Origin of the sequence: Streptomyces sp. SS7, assembly GCF_037993025.1 — a bacterium.
Taxonomy (GTDB): domain Bacteria; phylum Actinomycetota; class Actinomycetes; order Streptomycetales; family Streptomycetaceae; genus Streptomyces.
On sequence record NZ_CP141223.1, the window covers coordinates 1,695,275 to 1,713,145 of the forward strand.

Genomic DNA, 17,871 nt, shown 5'->3' on the forward strand with positions numbered 1-17,871 from the left:
GGCGCAGGACCCGACAGTGGGCCGCACGGACTGCCTACGATCGTCGGGTGGTCATCTTCCAGCTCGAACGCACCGCGCCGCTTCCCCTCGCGGAGGCATGGCGCCGGCTCACCGAGTGGCGGCGGCACGGCGAGGTGGTCCCGCTCACCCGCGTCACCGTGGTCACTCCCCCGCCGCACGGCGAGGGCACGGTGATCGTGGCCCGGTCGGGGCTCGGTCCGCTCTCCTTCGACGACCGGATGGAGGTCACCGAGTGGCACCCGCCGGCCGGTGACGGGCCGGGCCGGTGCCGGCTCGTCAAACGCGGCCGGGTGGTCCTCGGGTGGGCCGAGATCGAGGTGCGGCCGGACCCGGGCGGCCTGACCCGGGTCGTCTGGCGCGAGGAGATCGGCGTCCGTTTCCTTCCCTCCCCCTTCGATCCGCTGCTGCGGACGGCGGGCCGGCGCATGTTCGGGCGGGCGGTGGACGGGCTGCTGCGCGGGGCCTGAGGGGTCAGGCCACCGAGCCGATCCGGGCCGCCGGGCGGGCGGGCAGGTCGTGGTGGATCGGGGTGTGGGCGCCGGTGAGGGGGACACCGCTGCCGCCGCGCCGGGCGGCGACGATCTCGGCGGCGATCGACAGGGCCGTCTCCTCGGGGGTGCGGGCGCCCAGGTCGAGGCCGATGGGCGAGCGCAGCCGGGCCAGCTCCCGTTCCGTGACGCCGACGTCCCGCAGGCGTTCGTTGCGGTCCAGGTGGGTGCGGCGGGAGCCCATCGCGCCGACGTAGGCCACGGGCAGCCGCAGCGCCAGCCGGAGCAGGGGGACGTCGAACTTGGCGTCGTGGGTCAGCACGCACAGCACGGTCCTGGCGTCGACCCGTGTGCGCTCCAGATACCGGTGCGGCCAGTCGACGACGATCTCGTCGGCCTCGGGGAAGCGGGCGCGGGTCGCGAAGACGGGGCGGGCGTCGCACACCGTGACGTGGTGGCCGAGGAACTTGCCGACCCGGACCAGCGCCGAGGCGAAGTCGATCGCGCCGAACACGATCATCCGGGGCGGCGGGACCGAGGACTCCACGAGGACCGTCAGCGGGGCTCCGCAGCGCGATCCCTCGGCGCCGATCTCCACGGTGCCGGTGCGGCCGGCGTCGAGGAGGGCGCCGGCCTCGGCGGCCACCGTGCGCTCCAGGTCGGGACGGCCGCCGAGGCCGCCGTCGTACGACCCGTCGGGGCGGACGAGGAGCGCGCGGCCGACGAGGTCCGCCGGGCCGGTGACGACCCGGGCCAGCGCCGCCGTGCCGCCGGCCGCGGCGACGGCGAGCGCGGCTCCGGCGACGGCGCGGACCGGGTCGCCGGCCCGCACCGGGGTGACGAGGACGTCGATGACCCCGCCGCAGGTGAGACCGACGGCGAAGGCGTCGTCGTCGCTGTACCCGAAGCGTTCGACGACGGTCCGGCCGTCGGCGAGGGCCTCGCGGCACAGGTCGTACACCGCGCCCTCCACACAGCCCCCGGAGACCGAGCCGATCGCCGTGCCGTCGGCGTCGACCGCGAGGGCGGCGCCGGGCCGGCGCGGCGCGCTGCCGCCGACGGCCACCACGGTGGCGACGGCGAAGTCGCGTCCCTGCGAGACCCAGCGGTCGAGTTCCTCGGCGATGTCCAGCATGCTCGTCTCCTTGGCGGTCGGGGAGGGGCGGCGACGGCCGGCGCACGCCCGGCCGGTCCTCACAGGGAGGGAGGGCGAAACGGAGCCGGAGGATGCCTGTGCCGCCCCACCGTTCCTACGCCGTGCCGGTGAGATGTTCCGGGCGCACCGGCGTCCTGTTCAGCTCCAGGCCCGTCGCGGCGCGGACGGCGGCGAGCACCGCCGGGGTGGAGGACAGGGTGGGGGCCTCACCGACGCCTCGCAGGCCGTACGGGGCGTGGTCGTCGGCGAGTTCGAGGACGTCGACGGGGATGGTCGGCGTGTCGAGGATGGTGGGGATGAGGTAGTCCGTGAAGGAGGGGTTCCTCACCTTCGCGGTCCTCGGGTCGACGATGATCTCCTCCATGACGGCGATCCCCAGGCCCTGGGTGGTGCCGCCCTGGATCTGGCCGAGCACGGACAGCGGGTTGAGCGCCTTGCCGACGTCCTGGGCGCAGGCCAGCTCGATCACCTTGACCAGGCCCAGCTCGGTGTCGACCTCGACGACCGCCCGGTGCGCGGCGAAGCTGTACTGGACATGGCCGTCGCCCTGTCCGGTGCGCAGGTCGAAGGGCTCGGTGGGCCGGTGCCGCCACTCCTCCTCGACCTCCACGGCCTCCTCCCCGAGGACGTCCGCCAGGTCGGCGAGGACCTCGCCGCCGTCGGTGACGACCTTGCCGCCCTCCAGGAGCAGTTCGGCGGTGGCCCAGGCCGGGTGGTGGCTGCCGAACCTGCGGCGCCCGAGCTCCAGGACCTGTGCGCGGACCAGCTCGCAGGCGTTCTTCACGGCGCCGCCGGTGACGTACGTCTGGCGCGACGCCGAGGTGGAACCGGCGCTGCCCACCCGGGTGTCGGCCGGGTGGATGGTGACCTGGGCGACACCCAGCTCGGTGCGGGCGATCTGGGCGTGGACGGTGACCCCGCCCTGGCCGACCTCCGCCATCGCCGTGTGCACGGTGACGACGGGCTCGCCGGCCACGGCCTCCAGCCGGACGCGGGCGGTGGAGTAGTCGTCGAAGCCCTCGGAGAAGCCGACGTTCTTGATGCCGACCGCGTAGCCGACGCCCCGGACCACGCCCTCGCCGTGGGTGGTGTTGGACAGGCCGCCGGGGAGCTGGCGTACGTCCGCGCCCTCGCTGGACTCCCACTGGCGCTCCGGCGGCATCGGCATCGCCTTGACGCGGCGCAGGAGTTCGGCGACCGGTGCCGGGGAGTCGACCCGCTGGCCGGTCGGCAGGAGCGTGCCCTGCTCCATGGCGTTGCGCTGCCGGAACTCCACCGGGTCCAGGCCGAGTTCCGCGGCGACCTTGTCCATCTGTGCCTCGTAGGCGAAGCAGGCCTGGACGGCGCCGAAGCCGCGCATCGCGCCGCAGGGCGGGTTGTTGGTGTAGAGGGCGATCGCCTCGATGTCGACGTCGTCGACGACGTACGGTCCGACGCCGAGGGAGGCGGCGTTGCCGACGACCGCCGGGGAGGCGGAGGCGTACGCGCCGCCGTCCAGGACGATCCGGCACCTGACGTGGGTGAGCTTGCCGTCGCGGGTCGCGCCGTGCTCGTAGGAGAGCTTGGCGGGGTGGCGGTGGACGTGTCCGAAGAAGGACTCGAAACGGTTGTAGACGATCTTGACGGGTCTGCCGGTGCGCAGGGCCAGCAGGCAGGCGTGGATCTGCATCGACAGGTCCTCGCGGCCGCCGAAGGCGCCGCCGACGCCCGCCAGCGTCATCCGCACCTTCTCGGGCGGGAGGCCGAGGACGGGGGCGATCTGGCGCAGGTCGGAGTGGAGCCACTGGGTGGCGATGTAGAGGTGGACGCCGCCGTCCTCCTCGGGCACGGCGAGCCCGGACTCGGGGCCGAGGAACGCCTGGTCCTGCATGCCGAAGGTGTACTCGCCGCGGACGATCACGTCGGCGCGCGCGGCGGCGGCCGCCGCGTCGCCGCGCACGATGGGCTGGCGGTGGACGATGTTGGGGTGCGCGACATGGCCGACGTGGTGGTCGGTGCGGTGCTCGTGGACGAGGACCGCGTCGGGGGCGGTAGCGGAGGCCTCGTCGGTGATGACGGGCAGTTCGCGGTACTCGACCTTGATCCTGGCGGCGGCGCGGCGGGCGGTCTCCGGGTGGTCGGCGGCGACGATCGCTACGGGCTCGCCGTGGTGGCGCACCTTGCCGTGGGCCAGGACGGGGGTGTCCTGGATCTCCAGGCCGTAGTTCTTCACCTCGGTGGGCAGGTCGTCGTACGTCATCACGGCGTACACGCCGGGCACGGCGAGGGCCTCGCTCGTGTCGAGGGAGACGATCTCGGCGTGGGCGACGGTGGAGCGCAGGATCTGGCCCCAGAGCATGTCCTCGTGCCACAGGTCGGAGGAGTAGGCGAACTCGCCGGTGACCTTGAGGGTGCCGTCCGGGCGGAGCGTCGACTCGCCGATGCCGCCCCTGGTGTGCGCGCCCTGGGTGATCTTCGTGGGGACTCCGTTGGTCGGCATGGGGCTCAGACCGCCTCTGACTGCCGGGCGGCCGCGAGGCGGACCGCGTCCATGATCTTCTCGTAGCCGGTGCAGCGGCACAGGTTGCCCGAGAGGGCCTCGCGGATGTCCGCGTCGCTCGGGTCGGGGGTGCGCTCCAGCATCTCGTCGGCGGCGACCAGCAGACCGGGGGTGCAGAAGCCGCACTGGACAGCGCCGGCGTCGATGAACGCCTGCTGGATCGGGGCGAGGTCCGGGGTGTCGCCCGCGTCGCCCGCCGAGCGCCGGCGGGCGTGCTCGGCGAGGCCCTCGACGGTGACGACCTCGCGGCCCTCGGCCTGGCCGGCGGCGACCAGACAGGCGCAGACCGGCACCCCGTCCAGGCGGACCGTGCAGGAGCCGCATTCGCCCTGTTCGCAGGCGTTCTTGGAGCCGGGCAGGCCGAGACGCTCGCGCAGGACGTAGAGCAGGCTCTCGCCCTCCCAGACGTCGTCGGCCTGCTGGGGGCGTCCGTTGACGGTGAGGTTGACGCGCATCACGCGGCTCCTTCCGAGGTGCGGGGGGTGCCCCGGTAGGACTCCCAGGTCCAGGTCAGGGTGCGGCGGGCCATGACGCCGACGGCGTGCCGGCGGTAGCCCGCGGTGCCGCGGACGTCGTCGATGGGATTGCAGGCGGCGGCGCAGAGGGTGGCGAACTCCTTGGCGACCGACGGGGTGATGATCTTCCCGTTGTCCCAGAAGCCGCCCTCCTCCAGCGCCGCGTTGAGGAAGTCCTCGGCGACCTTCGCCCGGACGGGCGTGGGGGCGGCGGAGCCGATGCCGGTGCGCACGGTGCGGGTGTCGGGGTGCAGGGCGAGACCGAAGGCGCAGACCGCGATGACCATGGCGTTGCGGGTGCCGACCTTGGAGTACTGCTGCGGGCCGTCGGCCTTCCTGACGTGGACGGCGCGGATCAGCTCGTCGGGGGCGAGCGCGTTGCGCTTGACGCCGGTGTAGAAGTCGTCGATGGGGATCCGGCGGGTGCCGCGCACCGACGCGGCCTCGACCTCGGCGCCGGCCGCCAGCAGGGCGGGGTGGGCGTCCCCGGCCGGGGAGGCGGTGCCGAGGTTGCCGCCGACGCCGCCGCGGTTGCGGATCTGCGGGGAGGCCACGGTGTGCGAGGCGAGGGCCAGTCCGGGCAGTTCGGACCGCAGGTTCTCCATGATCCTCGTGTACGTCACGGAGGCGCCCAGCCGCACGGTGTCCTCGCCGGTCTCCCACTCGTGGAGGTCGGCGACGCGGCCCAGGTCCAGGAGGTACTCGGGCCGCCGGTGGTCGAAGTTGATCTCGACCATCACATCGGTGCCCCCGGCGATCGGCACCGCGCTGGGGTGCTCGGCCTTCGCGGCGAGCGCCTCCTCCCAGCTTGAGGGGCGAAGGAAGTCCATGACCGGCTCTCTTCTTCGTCTCGTGGGTCGTACGGATCGAGCCAGATCGGGTGCGGCGGGCCCGGCTCGTTCATGTGCTGTTCACGCGCAGTGGATCCAGTACACAGGGCCGTACTCCGACCGTGTCAGTCACGGAAACCATGAAGGAGTTGGCTGGTCGCGACAGGCATCTTGTAGATTCGTATGAACGGCGGGCATCGGAAACCTCTCCGTATCCGCTGGGTTTCCTCCGGGAAACACCACCGGGCCCCCGCCCCACTGATCCCTTCACTTTTCATCGTAGTTTTCGAGACAGTCCTCGGGACAAGAGACACGGAACGGCGGCGACGAGATGCGGCTGCGCGCACTTCTGGACACCGATGCGCTGGGGCTGCGGCTGCTCGGCGGCGAGGACGAGCTCGACCGCGCGGTGCGCGGGGTGATGACCACCGACCTGCGGGACCCGAGCCGCTATCTCTCCGGCGGCGAGCTGGTGCTGACGGGCCTGGCCTGGCGCCGGGGGCCCGGCGACTCCGAGCCGTTCGTCCGCATCCTGGCGCAGGCCGGGGTGGCGGCGCTGGCGGCCGGCGAGGCCGAGCTGTCGGACGTGCCGGACGATCTGGTCCTGGCCTGCGCCCGGCACCGGCTGCCGCTGTTCGCGGTGCACGAGTCGGTGGCCTTCGCGACGATCACCGAGCATGTCGTACGGCAGGTCAGCGGCGAGCGGGCCGGGGACCTCGCGGCGGTGGTGGACCGGCACCGGCGGATGATGACCTCGGGTCCGGCGGGCGGCGGCCCGGACGTGGTCCTGGACCTGCTCGGCTCCGATCTGGACCTGCGGGCCTGGGTGCTGTCCCCCACCGGGCGGCTGATCGCGGGCCCGAGGACGGCCGGCCCGGCGCTGCCGGCGGAGGTGTGCGCGCGGCTCGCCGGGGAGCAGCTCGCGGCGGTGCGCGGCGGACGGCGCGGGCCGCACCGCACGACCGTGGGTCCCACGACGTACTCGCTGTTCCCGATCCGCAGCGGCGGCGGCCGCGGCGCGCAGGGCGGCCGGGACGTGCGCGAGAGCGTGCTGTCGGACTGGCTGCTGGCGGTGGAGGCGGACGCCGGTGACTGGCAGGAGGAGCGGCTGGACCTGCTGTACGGCGTCACCCAGCTGATCGCGGTCGAGCGGGACCGGCGGGACGCGGCGCGCACGGTGCGCCGGCGGCTGGCGCAGGAGGTGCTGGAGCTGGTGCAGACCGGCGCGGCTCCGGCGGAGATCGCGGCGCGGCTGCGGGTGGCCGCGCCGGTGCTGCTGCCGGGCCTCGGGGCTGCGCCGCACTGGCAGGTGGTCGTGGCGCGTGTGGAGTGGGACCGCCCGGGGGGCGGGGGCCCGCAGGAGGGTCCGGTGACGCAGGCGCTGCTGGAGGAGATCCTGGTGGACCCGCTGGCCGCCGGGACCGAGCCGTCCGACCGGATCGCCGTCGCCCACACGGGTGACGAGGCCGTCGCCCTGGTGCCGCTTCCCGCGGTCTCCCGTGAGCACGACGGCTCCGAGGCGGGCGTGCACGCCGAGGTGCTGCTGACGGCCGTACGGGAGCCGCTGTCGGCGGGGCTGGACGGCGACGGGCGCCTCACGCTCGGGGTGAGCGCCGCCGTGCACTCGGCGGAGGGGCTGCGCGGGGCGCTGGAGGAGGCGCGGCACGCACGGCGGGTGGCGGCGGCCCGGCCCGGCCGGGTCTGCGCGGCCGGGCACCAGGAGCTGGCCTCGCACGTGCTGCTGCTGCCGTTCGTCCCGGACGACGTGCGGCGGGCGTTCACGGCCCGGCTGCTGGACCCGCTGCGCGAGTACGACCGGCGTCACCGGGCCGAGCTGATCCCGACGCTCGAGGCGTTCCTGGAGTGCGACGGCTCCTGGACGCGGTGTGCGTCCCGGTTGCACCTGCACGTCAACACCCTGCGCTACCGGGTCGGCCGGATCGAGCAGTTGACGGGCCGTGATCTGTCGCGGCTGGAGGACAAGCTGGATTTCTTCCTGGCGCTGCGGATGAGCTGAGCCGGGCCACCGCCCGTCGAAACCTCCGGGGACGGACAGTCCCACGACTTTGTGAAATCCTTCACCCGCCCCCTTGGCCCGGTACCGGAATTCGTGCTGAGATGCCGACACTCACTCAAGGCTCGACGGCGCGCTCGGGGAGGGCAACGTGGCGTACTCCGCCATGTCTGGTACCGGAACGACCGCAGATGACGATCCCGTCCAGATCGCTGTGTGGCGGTTGCGCTCGCGGGCCTGCTGGGTCGACGCCGCGGCCCTGCTGCCGGCGGACAGCGCGCCCGGCGCGATCCAGCGGGCGGCACTGCTCGTCGAACGCTGTCTGTACACCGAACAGGGCTGGCAGGACGCCGAGGACGCGCTGCGGACGGCGGAAGCGCTGGCACACGACGACGAGGAGCGGGGCGCGGCCGCCTGCGAGCGGGGCTATCTCGCCTACGCCGCCACGCTGCACGCGGTGCGCGACCGGGTGGACGAGGCGCGGGCCGCGCTCGGCCGGGCGGCGGCGCTGATCCCGCCGGACGCGGTGGGGCGGGCGCTGCTGGACTTCCGGCGGGGGCTGCTCGCGGAGAACATCTCACGCTCCCCGCAGGCCGCGCGGGCCGCGTACCGGCGTGCCCACACGGCGGCGGCCGCGCACTCCGACGCGCTGCTGCTGTCGTTCACCTGGCGGCATCTGGCCGGACTGGCCCTGCGGGACGGGGAGCTGGCGGAGGCGCGGCACGGCTTCGCCGAATCCCTGCGGATCCGCGAGGAGTTGGGCTACCTGGTGGGGACCGCACCGGCGCTCGTCTCCCTCGCGGACACCGAGACGGAACCCGAGGCGTCCCGCCTCAGGGAGGAGGCACGGCGCCTGTTCCGCCTGCTGGGCGGCGTACCGACCTGGCTGGCGGCCCAGCTGGCACCCCCACCGGCAGCCACGGCCTAGAAGCGTCCTGAAGATCTTGAAATCGCGCCCGACTTGCACCGGTTCATAGTGATTGACATTTACTGGCAATCCGGGGCGAGTCAGGCGGCCGGAGCAAGATCTTCATCAGACTCCCAGCCGCCCCCAAGACCGCCCCGCAGAGACGCGCGAAGGGGCGCGGGGAACTGCGCGACCGGCCACAACGACCCCGCACCGAACCACGGCCGCGCAGGCGGTCCGCTCAGCCGACGCCGGCGAAGTGGTTCCGGACCAGGACCTGGACGGCGTCCGACTCCCCCGCACACAACGCGTCGAGCAGCGCGAGATGCTGCGTCGCGTCGGCGAGCAGCTCGGCCCGCACGCGCGGGCCGGGCCCGCCGACGAGGGGCCACTGGGCACGGCGGTGCAGATCCTCCGCGATCGCGACGAGCTGCTCGTTCCCGGCGGGGGCGAGCAGCGCCCGGTGGAAGACCCGGTCCGCCTCGGCGTACGTCACCCGGCAGCCGGAGCCCGCGGCACGGACCGTCGCCTCGGCGAGGGGCCTGAGTTCCGCCCAGCGCTCGGCCGGCACCGTGCGGGCCAGCCGCTGCATCACCGGCACCTCGATCAGCGCCCGCACCTCGGCCAGTTCGGCGAGTTCCCGTGCGCCGCGCTCGACGACGCGGAAGCCGCGGTTGGGCACGACCTCGACGGTGCCCTCCATCGCGAGCTGCTGCATCGCCTCGCGCACCGGGGTCGCCGAGACCCCGAAGCGGTCGCCGAGGACCGGCGCCGAGTACACCTCGCCCGGCCTGAGTTCCCCGGAGACCAGCGCGGTGCGCAGGGCGTGCAGGATCTGCCCGCGCACGGAGGCCCGCTGGACGACCGGCCGGGGCTGCGGGACGGGCGGCTCGCTGTGCGTGTGCTCCCCGCGCGCGGTGCCCCGCGGCCCGCAGCGCTCCCCGTCCAGTTCCTGGGAGGGGACCGCCCGCTGCTGGGCCGGGACCCGGGCGCGGGCCGGGTCGTCCTGCCCGATCCCCGTCCCGGCGGAGCCCTGCGTGCCCTGCTTCACGGGTCCTCCTGGCGGACGTGTCGGTACTTGGGGTCATTACGGCGGGTTGTTACTCGCCCGTCAAGCACCTTAGGCGTACTGGCCGCCAGTTCAAATCCGGAGGACCTCGAATAAGGTTAGGCTTACCTTTGAAAGCGGCTGCTTTTGCCCATCCCGTCTCCCGGAACGGTGGTCCCCGCATGCCCCCAGCCCCGTCGGTCACAGCGGAGTCCTACGCCCGTCTCGCCGCGGCCTATCCGGGCCTGAGGGTCACCGAGCTGGCACCCGGGGCACCGGTGCCCCGGGGCGGCGGCTGGGTCGCGGCGGCGGACCTCGCCGCAGGCGGCGCCGCCCTGGACGCGTTCCTGGCCTGGGACGACGCCCAGGTGGTGCGGGACTACGGGCAGCGGGCCCGCCCGGACGTGACGGCGAGTTTCGGACTGCACCGGTACGCCTGGCCCGCCTGTCTGCTGATCACCGTGCCCTGGTTCCTGCACCGCCGGGTGCCGCGCTACCCCGTGACGCACGTCTCGTACGACCGCACCGGCGACGGCATGCGGATGGCCGTACACCCGCCGTCGTCGTTCGCCTGCCTGCCGGGGGACCCGGCGGCGGCGCTGCCCGGCGCGCGGGTGGTGCCGGACGAGGAGGCGCTGCGGGCCGAGGTGCGGGCGGCCGTGGCCGAGCACCACGAGCCGGTGCTCGCCGGGTTCGGGCCGCGCACCCGACGGCGCGGGCGGGCACTGTGGGGCATGGTGACGGACGAGATCGTCGAGGGCCTGTGGTACGTCGCCCACCTGTTCGGCGACGGCGAGCAGCAGCGGGCACGGCACGAACTGGAGCTGCTGCTGCCCGGCGCCACCAAGCCGTACGTCGGCTCGGCCGCCTTCCGCGAACTGACCGGTCCGGACGGGGAGTCGCTGCCCACCCGGGACCGGGCGAGCTGCTGCATGTTCTACACGGTGCGCCCCGAGGACACCTGCGCCACCTGCCCGCGCACCTGCGACGCGGACCGGATCGGCAGGCTCACCGCGGCCGCCGCCGGCTGAGGCGTCCTCAGACCCCCCCGGGGGAACGGCCGCCAGGGGCCTGACGTAAGATCACCCGGACGAGACTCCCCTACGGTTACAGCTGATTCACAATTTCCTCACCTGTTGCGGGAACTTTCCGTGGAACCACCTGTACGGGTAGTCTTGTTCGAACTCAACTCCCGCCCCTCAAGCGGCAGTTCGAGCTAGAACGTCGCCCTGGGCATCCCCTTGCACCTCCTTGGCGGCCTCTTGCCCCGAAACCCCCTGAGGGATGGCGGGATTGGGCCACTATGGCGGGCGTTACGCCCTATCCCAATGCAAGGGACCCCAGATGAGACTGACCGACATATCGCTGAACTGGCTGCTTCCGGGCGCCGTACTGCTCCTGGGCATGCTGGCGGCGGTGGCGGTGCTCGCGCGGAGCAAGCGGTCCGGGGAGCATGCCAAGACGACGGACGACTCGTGGGAGCGCAGCGAGGAGCGCCGCAGGCGCAAGGAGGCCATATACGGCACCGCCTCCTATGTCCTGCTGTTCTGCTGTGCGGCCGTCGCCGCCGCGCTCTCCTTCCACGGCCTGGTCGGCTTCGGCGAGCAGAACCTCGGACTGTCCGGCGGCTGGGAGTACCTGGTGCCGTTCGGCCTGGACGGCGCGGCGATGTTCTGCTCCGTCCTCGCGGTCCGCGAGGCCTCCCACGGTGACGCGGCGCTCGGCTCCCGGATACTCGTGTGGACGTTCGCCGGTGCCGCCGCCTGGTTCAACTGGGTGCACGCGCCCAGGGGTCTGAGCCACGCGGGCGCCCCGCACTTCTTCGCCGGCATGTCGCTGTCCGCTGCCGTGCTGTTCGACCGGGCGCTGAAGCAGACCCGCCGCGCCGCGCTGCGCGAGCAGGGCCTGGTGCCCCGTCCGCTGCCGCAGATCCGTGTGGTGCGCTGGGTGCGGGCCCCCCGTGAGACCTACAAGGCCTGGTCGCTGATGCTCCTGGAGAACGTCCGCAGCCTGGACGAGGCCGTCGAGGAGGTCCGCGACGACAAGGCCCGCAAGGAAGAGGCCAAGATGCGCCGCCGCGAGGAGCAGCGTCTGGAGCGGGCCCAGCTCAAGGCGATCAGCCGCGGTCACGGCCGCTGGCCCGGGCGCGGTGGCGGCGGTGGCGGCGGTGGCCGTCAACTGGAGCCCGGCCAGGCCGCGGCCCTGGAGCCGGCGACCGCCGCGGCCTCGGCCGAGCGGGTCTCCGCGGAGGGTGGCACAGCGGGCGCGCCGGAGCAGCTGCCGGTCCGTCAGCGGCCCTCGCTCCAGCCGGTGCGCCAGTCCTCCGAGGGGTACTCCGTCGACCTCACCGCGGAGGACGACACCATGGCCCTGCCGCGCCTGGACTCCCTGGAGCGCAAGCTCAAGGACCTGGAGCAGCAGTTCGGCTAACCTCCCCGTCCGGCTGACGGCCGGCCGGTGACACCATGGGAAGGGGGCGCGACCGTCACGGTCGCGCCCCCTTCCCGTACCCCGTCCGGGTCTCGGAGCCTGCGTGACACAGGCGCTCAGGCCGCCCCGGCGGCGAGTTCGAACCAGACGACCTTCCCGGCGCCCTGCGCCCGGACCCCCCAGGCGTCCGCGAGGGACTGCACCAGGACCAGGCCCCGGCCGTGGGTGCCGTCGTCGGCGGCCGGCACGGTGGGCCGGGGGCGGCCCGGCACCGAGTCGCGCACCTCCACCCGCAGACCGGCCGGTGACACGGTGGCCGTCAGGACCGCCTCGTCGTCGGTGTGCACCAGCGCGTTGGTGACGAGTTCGCTGGTCAGCAGTTCCGCAGTCTCCGAGCGGCCCGGTTTGCCCCAGCCCCGCAACAGCTCGCGCAGCGCCCGGCGCGCCTCCGGCACCGCCCTCAGGTCGGCCGGCCCGAGTCTGCGATTGAGCTGCGCGTCTACGGTGTCGTCCCCTCTCGCGATCCCCGTGTCCCGCTCTGCCGCCGAGGTGCCCGCGATCGCCGTCCGACCGCTGCCCCGTGCCTGCCTCACCATGACCCCCGCCCGCGTGCCGATGTCGGTTCCCCTCCTGCTCGAACACGTTCACGGGGATCCATGCCCGGTCGGCACGGTGCCAGTCATGTCGAATCGTCCACGCCCGGGTGTTCGGCCATGTTCGAGGGGGCGCACAAGCGGCCGGCCGGACCGCGCCCCCCGGTGCGCGATCCGGCCGGATCACCGGGGAGGAGGCCGGTTTCGCCACCGTACGGACCCGGATTCCGTGCGGGGGCGCCGCGGTACGACGGCACGGTCCCGCCCCCGCAGGGCGTACGCCCGCGCGGCCTGCGAGCCGTGCCCCCACGGGCCCGGGTGACCGCCCCCGCCGAAGTTGGCCGGAATGCTTCGCTCAGCGCAGCTTCTCGACGGCGGTGACGGTCGTCTTCTTGAAGGCCTTCACCGGAGCGTCCCCGAAATCGCCCAGCTGCCCCCAGTCGACCACCGTCACGGTCCTGCCGTCCCGGCCGACCGCGATCAGCCGGATGTCCGTCGCGCCCCAGGACGACTCGGTGAGATGCCCCGAGTTCCGTAGAGTCCAGCGAGCAGGTCGTGTCGGCGATCGCCTGGCAGGAGCAGCCGAACCGCAGGAGCTGCAGCAGCCTGTCGAAAATGATCCTGTCACTGACCCGCGGGCGGTGGCAGCCCAGCGGATGGTCCGGGTGGTACTTCGGCCGCTCGGGCAGCAGGGCGGCGAATTGATTCCAGAGCGGTTCGGTCGGCCATGATGGCAGTACAGGCGCAGGTCTCCCAGGTGGTCACAGAGCGTCGCAACTCCATGATCACCAGGACCTGTGCCTGCTTTGCTGCCGGGGTCCACCACCGCGCCTATCTGCGCGACCTCCAAAGCCTCGGGCCTCACGGACGGCAGTGACACAGCCTTCGAGCCGGCATCGGCCACCTTCTCCGACGTTGTCGAGCCGCTCCAGGAATTTAAGGTAAGTGGATCGACTTGCCATAGGGGTGATGCGGGAGCTACTTTCAAGAAGGTGAGTTCATCGACTTACCTTACGACTCGGCAAGGAACAATGAACATGACTCGTCTTGCGGGCAAGCGCGCCCTCATCACCGGCGGCACGAGCGGGATCGGTCTGGCGACCGCGCAGCGTTTCATCGCGGAGGGCGCCGACGTGCTGGTCACGGGCGTAACCCCGGCCAGCATCGACAGGGCGCGGCAGATCCTCGGGGACAAGGTGCCGGTGGTGCAGGCCGACGCACGCGATCTCGATGCGCAGCGCGGCCTGGCCAAGCAGGTGGGTGAGCACTTTGGGGGGCTGGACGTCGCGTTCTTGAACGCCGGCGTCTCGGACTGGCGGTCGTTCGAGGACCACACGGAGGACAGCTACGACCGGCTCTTCGACATCAACGTCAAGAGCGTCTTCTTCCTCGCGCAGGCCCTGGTGCCGGTGCTGGCCAACCCGTCCTCGGTCATCCTCAACGCGTCCGCCAGCGTGCACGGCGGCTATGGGCAGGCGAATGCCTATGCTGCGACGAAGGCGGCTCTCAGCTCCCTGATGCGGTCGTGGAACGCGGACCTGCTCAAGTCGCACGGCATCCGGTTCAACGCGGTCAGCCCCGGCCCGGTGGACACCCCGCTCTACTCCAAGCTCGGGATCGAGGACCCCGCGGTGCAGGCGGCGGTTCTGGAGGGGATCAGCGCCGGCATCCCGCTGGGTCGCATGGGTCTGCCGGAAGAGGTCGCGGAAGCGGTCGTGTACCTGGCCTCCGACGCCTCCGCCTTCGCTGTGGGCCAGGACCTTATCCTGGACGGAGGCTCGACCGTCCTCTGACAACGAGGACGCGGCCGGGAGATGGGCGAGGGGCGTGGGCATGTCGGTGGAGGACCGAGCGGCAACCGGTGGCGACACGTGCCAGGTCGGTTATCACGCGCAGATCAAAGAGGAGAACCGCGTGCGCATCATCCGCGCCGCCCGTGACCTCTTCCTCGCCCGGGGATACGACAAGACCTCCCTCGCCCAGATCGCCAAGCAGGCCCGCGTCTCCACCGGCACCCTCTTCAAGCGGTACCCCACCAAGGCCGCACTGTTCGCGGCCGTCACCTCCGAGCAATGGCAGCTGGACGTGGAGTACGCCGCACCGCCCCCGCCCGGTGACCCTCGCTACGGTCTGGACCACATCGGCCGCGACTACGCCTGCCTGGTCGCACGCACCGGCACGGCCGCGCTGTGCCGCCTGATCATCACCGAACTACCCCAGATGCCGGAACTCGCCGACATCGTCGGCACCGGCTTCGCCATCGACCGCGGACCCTTCTTCGACCGGCTCCGCGACTACCTGGTCACCGAAGCACAGGCCGGCACCCTCGACTTCCGCTCGGCCGACGGACAGCCACAGTCGGCATCCGCAGTCGCCGAACAGTTCCTCGGCATGATCTGCAGCCAGCTCCTGTGGCCCCAACTCGTACGGACCGACTTCGTCCCGCCCAACCCCACCGACACCGCGATCGTGGACGAAGCCGTCACCCTCATGCTCACCCGCTACAGCACCGGATCCTGAACCCCGGACCACCACTTCACGCTGCCAGAACGCCGATACGTCCCCCTACCGGGACAGGTGCACGCGCCCTCAGGGTACCGCTGGCGTGCGCCCCGGCGTTGCACTCGGTGACGCGAGCATCGACAAGTGACCCACGTCCTCCAGCACGTGCGAACCCGGGGCGATGCCGGCCCCGCTGGGACGGTGCTGTCCTTCTGACCGATAGAGGTTTCCCATGTCCCGATCCCAGCGCGACGCCCTGGATGCCATGCTCCGTTCCGCCCCCCGGAGCAAGACGCCTCCCACCGTGGCGGAACAACGCAGCGGATTCAGCGCAGCCATCACCCGGCCCGCTCCGGCGGGCGTGGTCACCCGCAGGACCGTTCTGGGTGGGCGGCCGGCCCTGGAACTGGAGCCGGCCGAAGTCTCCGGTCATGGCCGGCTGCTCTACCTCCACGGCGGCGGCTACGCTGTCGGCTCACCAGACACCCACGAAGGGCTGATCGGTGAACTGGCCCGCCGTGTCGGCCTGCGAGCTCTGTCGGTGGATTACCGGCTGGCTCCCGAACATCGCTTCCCGGCGGCCGTCGACGACGGGCTCGCGGCGTATCGCGAGTTGCTGGACGCGGGCATCGACCCACGCGACCTCGTCATCGCCGGTGACTCCGCCGGCGGCGGCTTGAGCATTGCCACGCTCCTCGCGGCCCGGGACGCCGGATTGCCGCAGCCAGCGGCCGTGGTCGTCTTCTCCCCGTGGGTCGACCTCACCCTCGGCGGCGAAAGTATGCGTTCCAAGCAGGGCGCCGACCCCCTCTTCATCGAGGCCGACCTGCGCGCCTTCGCCGATCTCTACGTCGGTGCGGGCGACCGGGCGCGTCCTCTGGCCAGCCCGTTGTTCGCCGACCTCACCGGGCTGCCTCCGCTGCTCGTGCAGGTCGGGGCGAACGAGGTGCTGCTCGACGACGCGGTCCGGCTGGCCGGCCGTGCGGGCGCCGACGACGTCGAGGTCACGCTGGAGGTCGGGCCTGGCCTCCCTCATGTCTTCCAGCTTCAGTACGGCCGTCTCGACGAGGCGGATGCCGCGCTGGACCGCGCCGCGCGCTTCCTCACGGCCCACTTGAGTGCCGACCGGCCCCAACCTGTCACCGGAGCGCTTCGGCAGGTGGAACCCACGGTTTAGGAGCGCCCCAGACGCTGGTCGGCCGACGGTATCTGGGACCCCCAATCCTGCAAGCCGTCCAGGCCGACGCCGCCGGGCGGATCAACTGGAGCATGGGGGTGCCGACTCGACACTCGCCCCGTGGACGAATACTGCAGCTCTCGAATACCGCTACTCCACCAGTGCCTGTCCCCGGGCGACGACCCCCCGGTGCTCATTCCGCGCATTCCGCGAGCCGTTCTGACGTGGAGGGTGTTCTTACGGCACCCCCACCCGGACCACGGCTGTGGCTGCGAGTGCGACGACGCCTGGCGAATGGTCCCCGCCACCTGGGCAGCCTGACGCGGCTGAGCACGCGAAGACGAGGGCCCTGGCCTCCGTCACTTTGGAGGCCAGGGCCCTTTTTGTGTTTCCAGTGGAACGACACCCGGGCGCAAATTCTGGGCGGGGAAGGGTCCGGAAACCCTAGTCTCGCCCCCATACCCACTGCAGTCCTGGAGATCTCATGGCAGGCGCGCTCCCGCGGCCCAAGCGTGCAAGCACCAAGTCCCAGCCCGAAGTGGCTCCCGAAGAGGTCCTGCACACCGACACGGACCGCAGCAGGGACATCCTGGACTGGGAGCCGGCGTCCATGTGGTGGCTCCACACCGTCGACTCCGCCTTCCGCCCCAAAGGCCGGAACTGGCCCCTCATCTGGGCGTACATCATCGAAGGCGGCGGGTCCACCAAGACCACCAGCGCCACGTCCATGGCCGTCACTGCCGCCCTGGACGGCTTCCCGGGCGTCGTCTTCGACCTCGACAGCAACATGTCGGCGACCACCGTCCTCGGCTACGACGAGACCGCCCTCAAGGGCAAGAAGACCGCGATCGACCTGCTCTACGGCAGGGCCACCCTGGACGAGGTCGCGCTGCCCGCCCGCTATCGCATCGGCGACGGCGACGACCCCGAAGAGGACTTCGAGCCCATCGAGAACCTGCGTGTCGTGCCCAGCAGCCCCGCCATGGCCGGCGCGGACCTCGCCATCGCAGAAAACGCGGACCGCAACGACTGGTTCGCCGAGATCCTGCGCTCCTACGACGGCTTCGACACGGTCTTCTACGTGGACTTCCCGGCGAGCTACGGCAAGATGCCCTGCTCCGTGCTGCGCATGCTGGACGAGGAGGACTCCGTCATTCCGTCGATCAAGGCCGACCCCAAGGCCGTCAAGCTGGTCAAGCGGCTCACGGACGAACTGGAGCGAGTCCGCGACAAGGAGCGCGGCAGCCGGTCCGTCCCCGGCCGGCCGACACTCAAGCACTTGATCCTCACCGGCACGTCGCCGCTGACCTGGAAGGACCAGGTGGCAGCCCGCCGCGCCACGGCCGCGGCAGAGGCGATGTACAGCTCCGTGCTGCTGCCCTACATCCGGTACTCGGCAGACGCCGAGAAGATCTACGAGGACGGAGTTCCCCTGCCGATCCTCCTGCCCGACTCGGTGGTCTCCGTGGACTACCGGAAGGTGATGGGGCGCCTCGACGTCGACGGCCTGTCCGGCGACTGCGAGTGCTGGTGATCGTGTCCGGCTATTCCCGGATGATCGCCGCGCGGATGCTGCCGTCGAGGCAGGCCGCCGATCTCGTGAGCGGGAATTGGGACCTGCTGTCCGGCTGGAATGCGGTGCCCCGTGCGC

At 72.2% G+C, this 17,871-nt stretch carries 15 protein-coding genes and 1 pseudogene; 9 read left to right on the forward strand and 7 right to left on the reverse strand.

The genetic code is table 11. From position 1 onward, the window contains the following. The first annotated feature begins 47 nt into the window (after positions 1-47). Positions 48-488 carry an SRPBCC family protein gene (locus tag U5640_RS07660; RefSeq protein WP_340375029.1) on the forward strand — a complete coding sequence of 147 codons (441 nt, stop codon included), beginning with the start codon at positions 48-50 and terminating at the stop codon, positions 486-488. Positions 489-492: 4 nt separating this feature from the next. Here the strand turns inward: U5640_RS07660 and U5640_RS07665 are convergent, their stop codons facing one another. The 4 genes from U5640_RS07665 to U5640_RS07680 form a co-directional block, all read right to left on the reverse strand. After that, on the reverse strand, positions 493-1,644 hold the full coding sequence (locus U5640_RS07665) for an XdhC family protein (protein WP_340375030.1): 1,152 nt from the start codon (positions 1,642-1,644) through the stop codon (positions 493-495). 115 nt (positions 1,645-1,759) lie between these two features. Further along, positions 1,760-4,144 carry a molybdopterin cofactor-binding domain-containing protein gene (locus U5640_RS07670; protein ID WP_340375031.1) on the reverse strand — a complete coding sequence of 795 codons (2,385 nt, stop codon included), beginning with the start codon at positions 4,142-4,144 and terminating at the stop codon, positions 1,760-1,762. A 5-nt stretch (positions 4,145-4,149) separates the two neighbouring features. Beyond that, positions 4,150-4,659 carry a (2Fe-2S)-binding protein gene (locus tag U5640_RS07675; RefSeq protein WP_340375032.1) on the reverse strand — a complete coding sequence of 170 codons (510 nt, stop codon included), beginning with the start codon at positions 4,657-4,659 and terminating at the stop codon, positions 4,150-4,152. Next, on the reverse strand, positions 4,659-5,549 hold the full coding sequence (locus tag U5640_RS07680; protein ID WP_340375033.1) for a xanthine dehydrogenase family protein subunit M: 891 nt from the start codon (positions 5,547-5,549) through the stop codon (positions 4,659-4,661). The genes U5640_RS07675 and U5640_RS07680 overlap by 1 nt, the downstream gene beginning before the upstream one ends. A 331-nt stretch (positions 5,550-5,880) precedes the next feature. Here U5640_RS07680 and U5640_RS07685 point away from each other — a divergent pair, with 331 nt between their 5' ends. Together U5640_RS07685 and U5640_RS07690 are read left to right on the forward strand one after the other, a co-directional pair. Then, complete coding sequence (locus U5640_RS07685) at positions 5,881-7,566, forward strand: PucR family transcriptional regulator ligand-binding domain-containing protein (RefSeq protein WP_340375034.1); 1,686 nt, start codon at positions 5,881-5,883, stop codon at positions 7,564-7,566. 163 nt (positions 7,567-7,729) lie between these two features. Further along, complete coding sequence (locus U5640_RS07690) at positions 7,730-8,491, forward strand: hypothetical protein (RefSeq protein WP_340375035.1); 762 nt, start codon at positions 7,730-7,732, stop codon at positions 8,489-8,491. Between the two features lie 220 nt (positions 8,492-8,711). Here U5640_RS07690 and U5640_RS07695 read toward each other — a convergent pair whose 3' ends face one another. Next, positions 8,712-9,521 carry a GntR family transcriptional regulator gene (locus U5640_RS07695; RefSeq protein ID WP_340375036.1) on the reverse strand — a complete coding sequence of 270 codons (810 nt, stop codon included), beginning with the start codon at positions 9,519-9,521 and terminating at the stop codon, positions 8,712-8,714. A gap of 179 nt (positions 9,522-9,700) precedes the next feature. On the opposite strand from U5640_RS07695, the gene U5640_RS07700 reads away from it, so the two are divergent. Further along, on the forward strand, positions 9,701-10,549 hold the full coding sequence (locus U5640_RS07700; RefSeq protein ID WP_340375037.1) for a (2Fe-2S)-binding protein: 849 nt from the start codon (positions 9,701-9,703) through the stop codon (positions 10,547-10,549). A gap of 313 nt (positions 10,550-10,862) precedes the next feature. Continuing rightward, positions 10,863-11,948 (forward strand): DUF2637 domain-containing protein, encoded by a 1,086-nt coding sequence (locus U5640_RS07705; protein ID WP_340375038.1) that lies wholly within the window; start codon positions 10,863-10,865, stop codon positions 11,946-11,948. Positions 11,949-12,064: 116 nt separating this feature from the next. Here the strand turns inward: U5640_RS07705 and U5640_RS07710 are convergent, their stop codons facing one another. Next, the gene (locus tag U5640_RS07710) at positions 12,065-12,544 is read right to left on the reverse strand and encodes an ATP-binding protein (protein WP_340375039.1); all 480 of its coding nucleotides are present in this window, start codon (positions 12,542-12,544) and stop codon (positions 12,065-12,067) included. Positions 12,545-13,086: 542 nt separating this feature from the next. Beyond that, positions 13,087-13,278, reverse strand: a pseudogene (locus U5640_RS07715) (IS5/IS1182 family transposase); the annotation flags it as partial. Positions 13,279-13,578: 300 nt separating this feature from the next. Between U5640_RS07715 and U5640_RS07720 the strand changes: the two are divergent. The 4 genes from U5640_RS07720 to U5640_RS07735 all read left to right on the forward strand — a co-directional run bounded on the left by U5640_RS07720 (position 13,579) and on the right by U5640_RS07735 (position 17,754). Further along, entirely contained in the window at positions 13,579-14,334 is a 756-nt protein-coding gene (locus tag U5640_RS07720; protein WP_340375040.1) for an SDR family oxidoreductase, read from the forward strand. A gap of 121 nt (positions 14,335-14,455) precedes the next feature. Continuing rightward, entirely contained in the window at positions 14,456-15,061 is a 606-nt protein-coding gene (locus U5640_RS07725) for a TetR/AcrR family transcriptional regulator (RefSeq protein WP_340375041.1), read from the forward strand. Between the two features lie 214 nt (positions 15,062-15,275). Beyond that, complete coding sequence (locus U5640_RS07730) at positions 15,276-16,220, forward strand: alpha/beta hydrolase (RefSeq protein WP_340375042.1); 945 nt, start codon at positions 15,276-15,278, stop codon at positions 16,218-16,220. Between the two features lie 484 nt (positions 16,221-16,704). Further along, a complete protein-coding gene (locus U5640_RS07735) occupies positions 16,705-17,754 on the forward strand; it encodes a ParA family protein (protein WP_340375043.1) in 1,050 nt (349 codons plus the stop codon). The last annotated feature ends 117 nt before the right edge of the window (positions 17,755-17,871 follow it).

Excerpts from the sequence above, each read along its gene's own strand:
- U5640_RS07665 (WP_340375030.1), bottom strand. The coding sequence starts at position 1,644 with ATGCTGGACATCGCCGAGGAACTCGACCGCTGGGTCTCGCAGGGACGC.
- U5640_RS07670 (WP_340375031.1), bottom strand. The coding sequence starts at position 4,144 with ATGCCGACCAACGGAGTCCCCACGAAGATCACCCAGGGCGCGCACACC.
- U5640_RS07675 (WP_340375032.1), bottom strand. The coding sequence starts at position 4,659 with ATGCGCGTCAACCTCACCGTCAACGGACGCCCCCAGCAGGCCGACGAC.
- U5640_RS07680 (WP_340375033.1), bottom strand. The coding sequence starts at position 5,549 with ATGGACTTCCTTCGCCCCTCAAGCTGGGAGGAGGCGCTCGCCGCGAAG.
- U5640_RS07685 (WP_340375034.1), top strand. The coding sequence starts at position 5,881 with ATGCGGCTGCGCGCACTTCTGGACACCGATGCGCTGGGGCTGCGGCTG.
- U5640_RS07690 (WP_340375035.1), top strand. The coding sequence starts at position 7,730 with ATGTCTGGTACCGGAACGACCGCAGATGACGATCCCGTCCAGATCGCT.
- U5640_RS07700 (WP_340375037.1), top strand. The coding sequence starts at position 9,701 with ATGCCCCCAGCCCCGTCGGTCACAGCGGAGTCCTACGCCCGTCTCGCC.
- U5640_RS07705 (WP_340375038.1), top strand. The coding sequence starts at position 10,863 with ATGAGACTGACCGACATATCGCTGAACTGGCTGCTTCCGGGCGCCGTA.
- U5640_RS07710 (WP_340375039.1), bottom strand. The coding sequence starts at position 12,544 with ATGGTGAGGCAGGCACGGGGCAGCGGTCGGACGGCGATCGCGGGCACC.
- U5640_RS07720 (WP_340375040.1), top strand. The coding sequence starts at position 13,579 with ATGACTCGTCTTGCGGGCAAGCGCGCCCTCATCACCGGCGGCACGAGC.
- U5640_RS07730 (WP_340375042.1), top strand. The coding sequence starts at position 15,276 with ATGTCCCGATCCCAGCGCGACGCCCTGGATGCCATGCTCCGTTCCGCC.
- U5640_RS07735 (WP_340375043.1), top strand. The coding sequence starts at position 16,705 with ATGGCAGGCGCGCTCCCGCGGCCCAAGCGTGCAAGCACCAAGTCCCAG.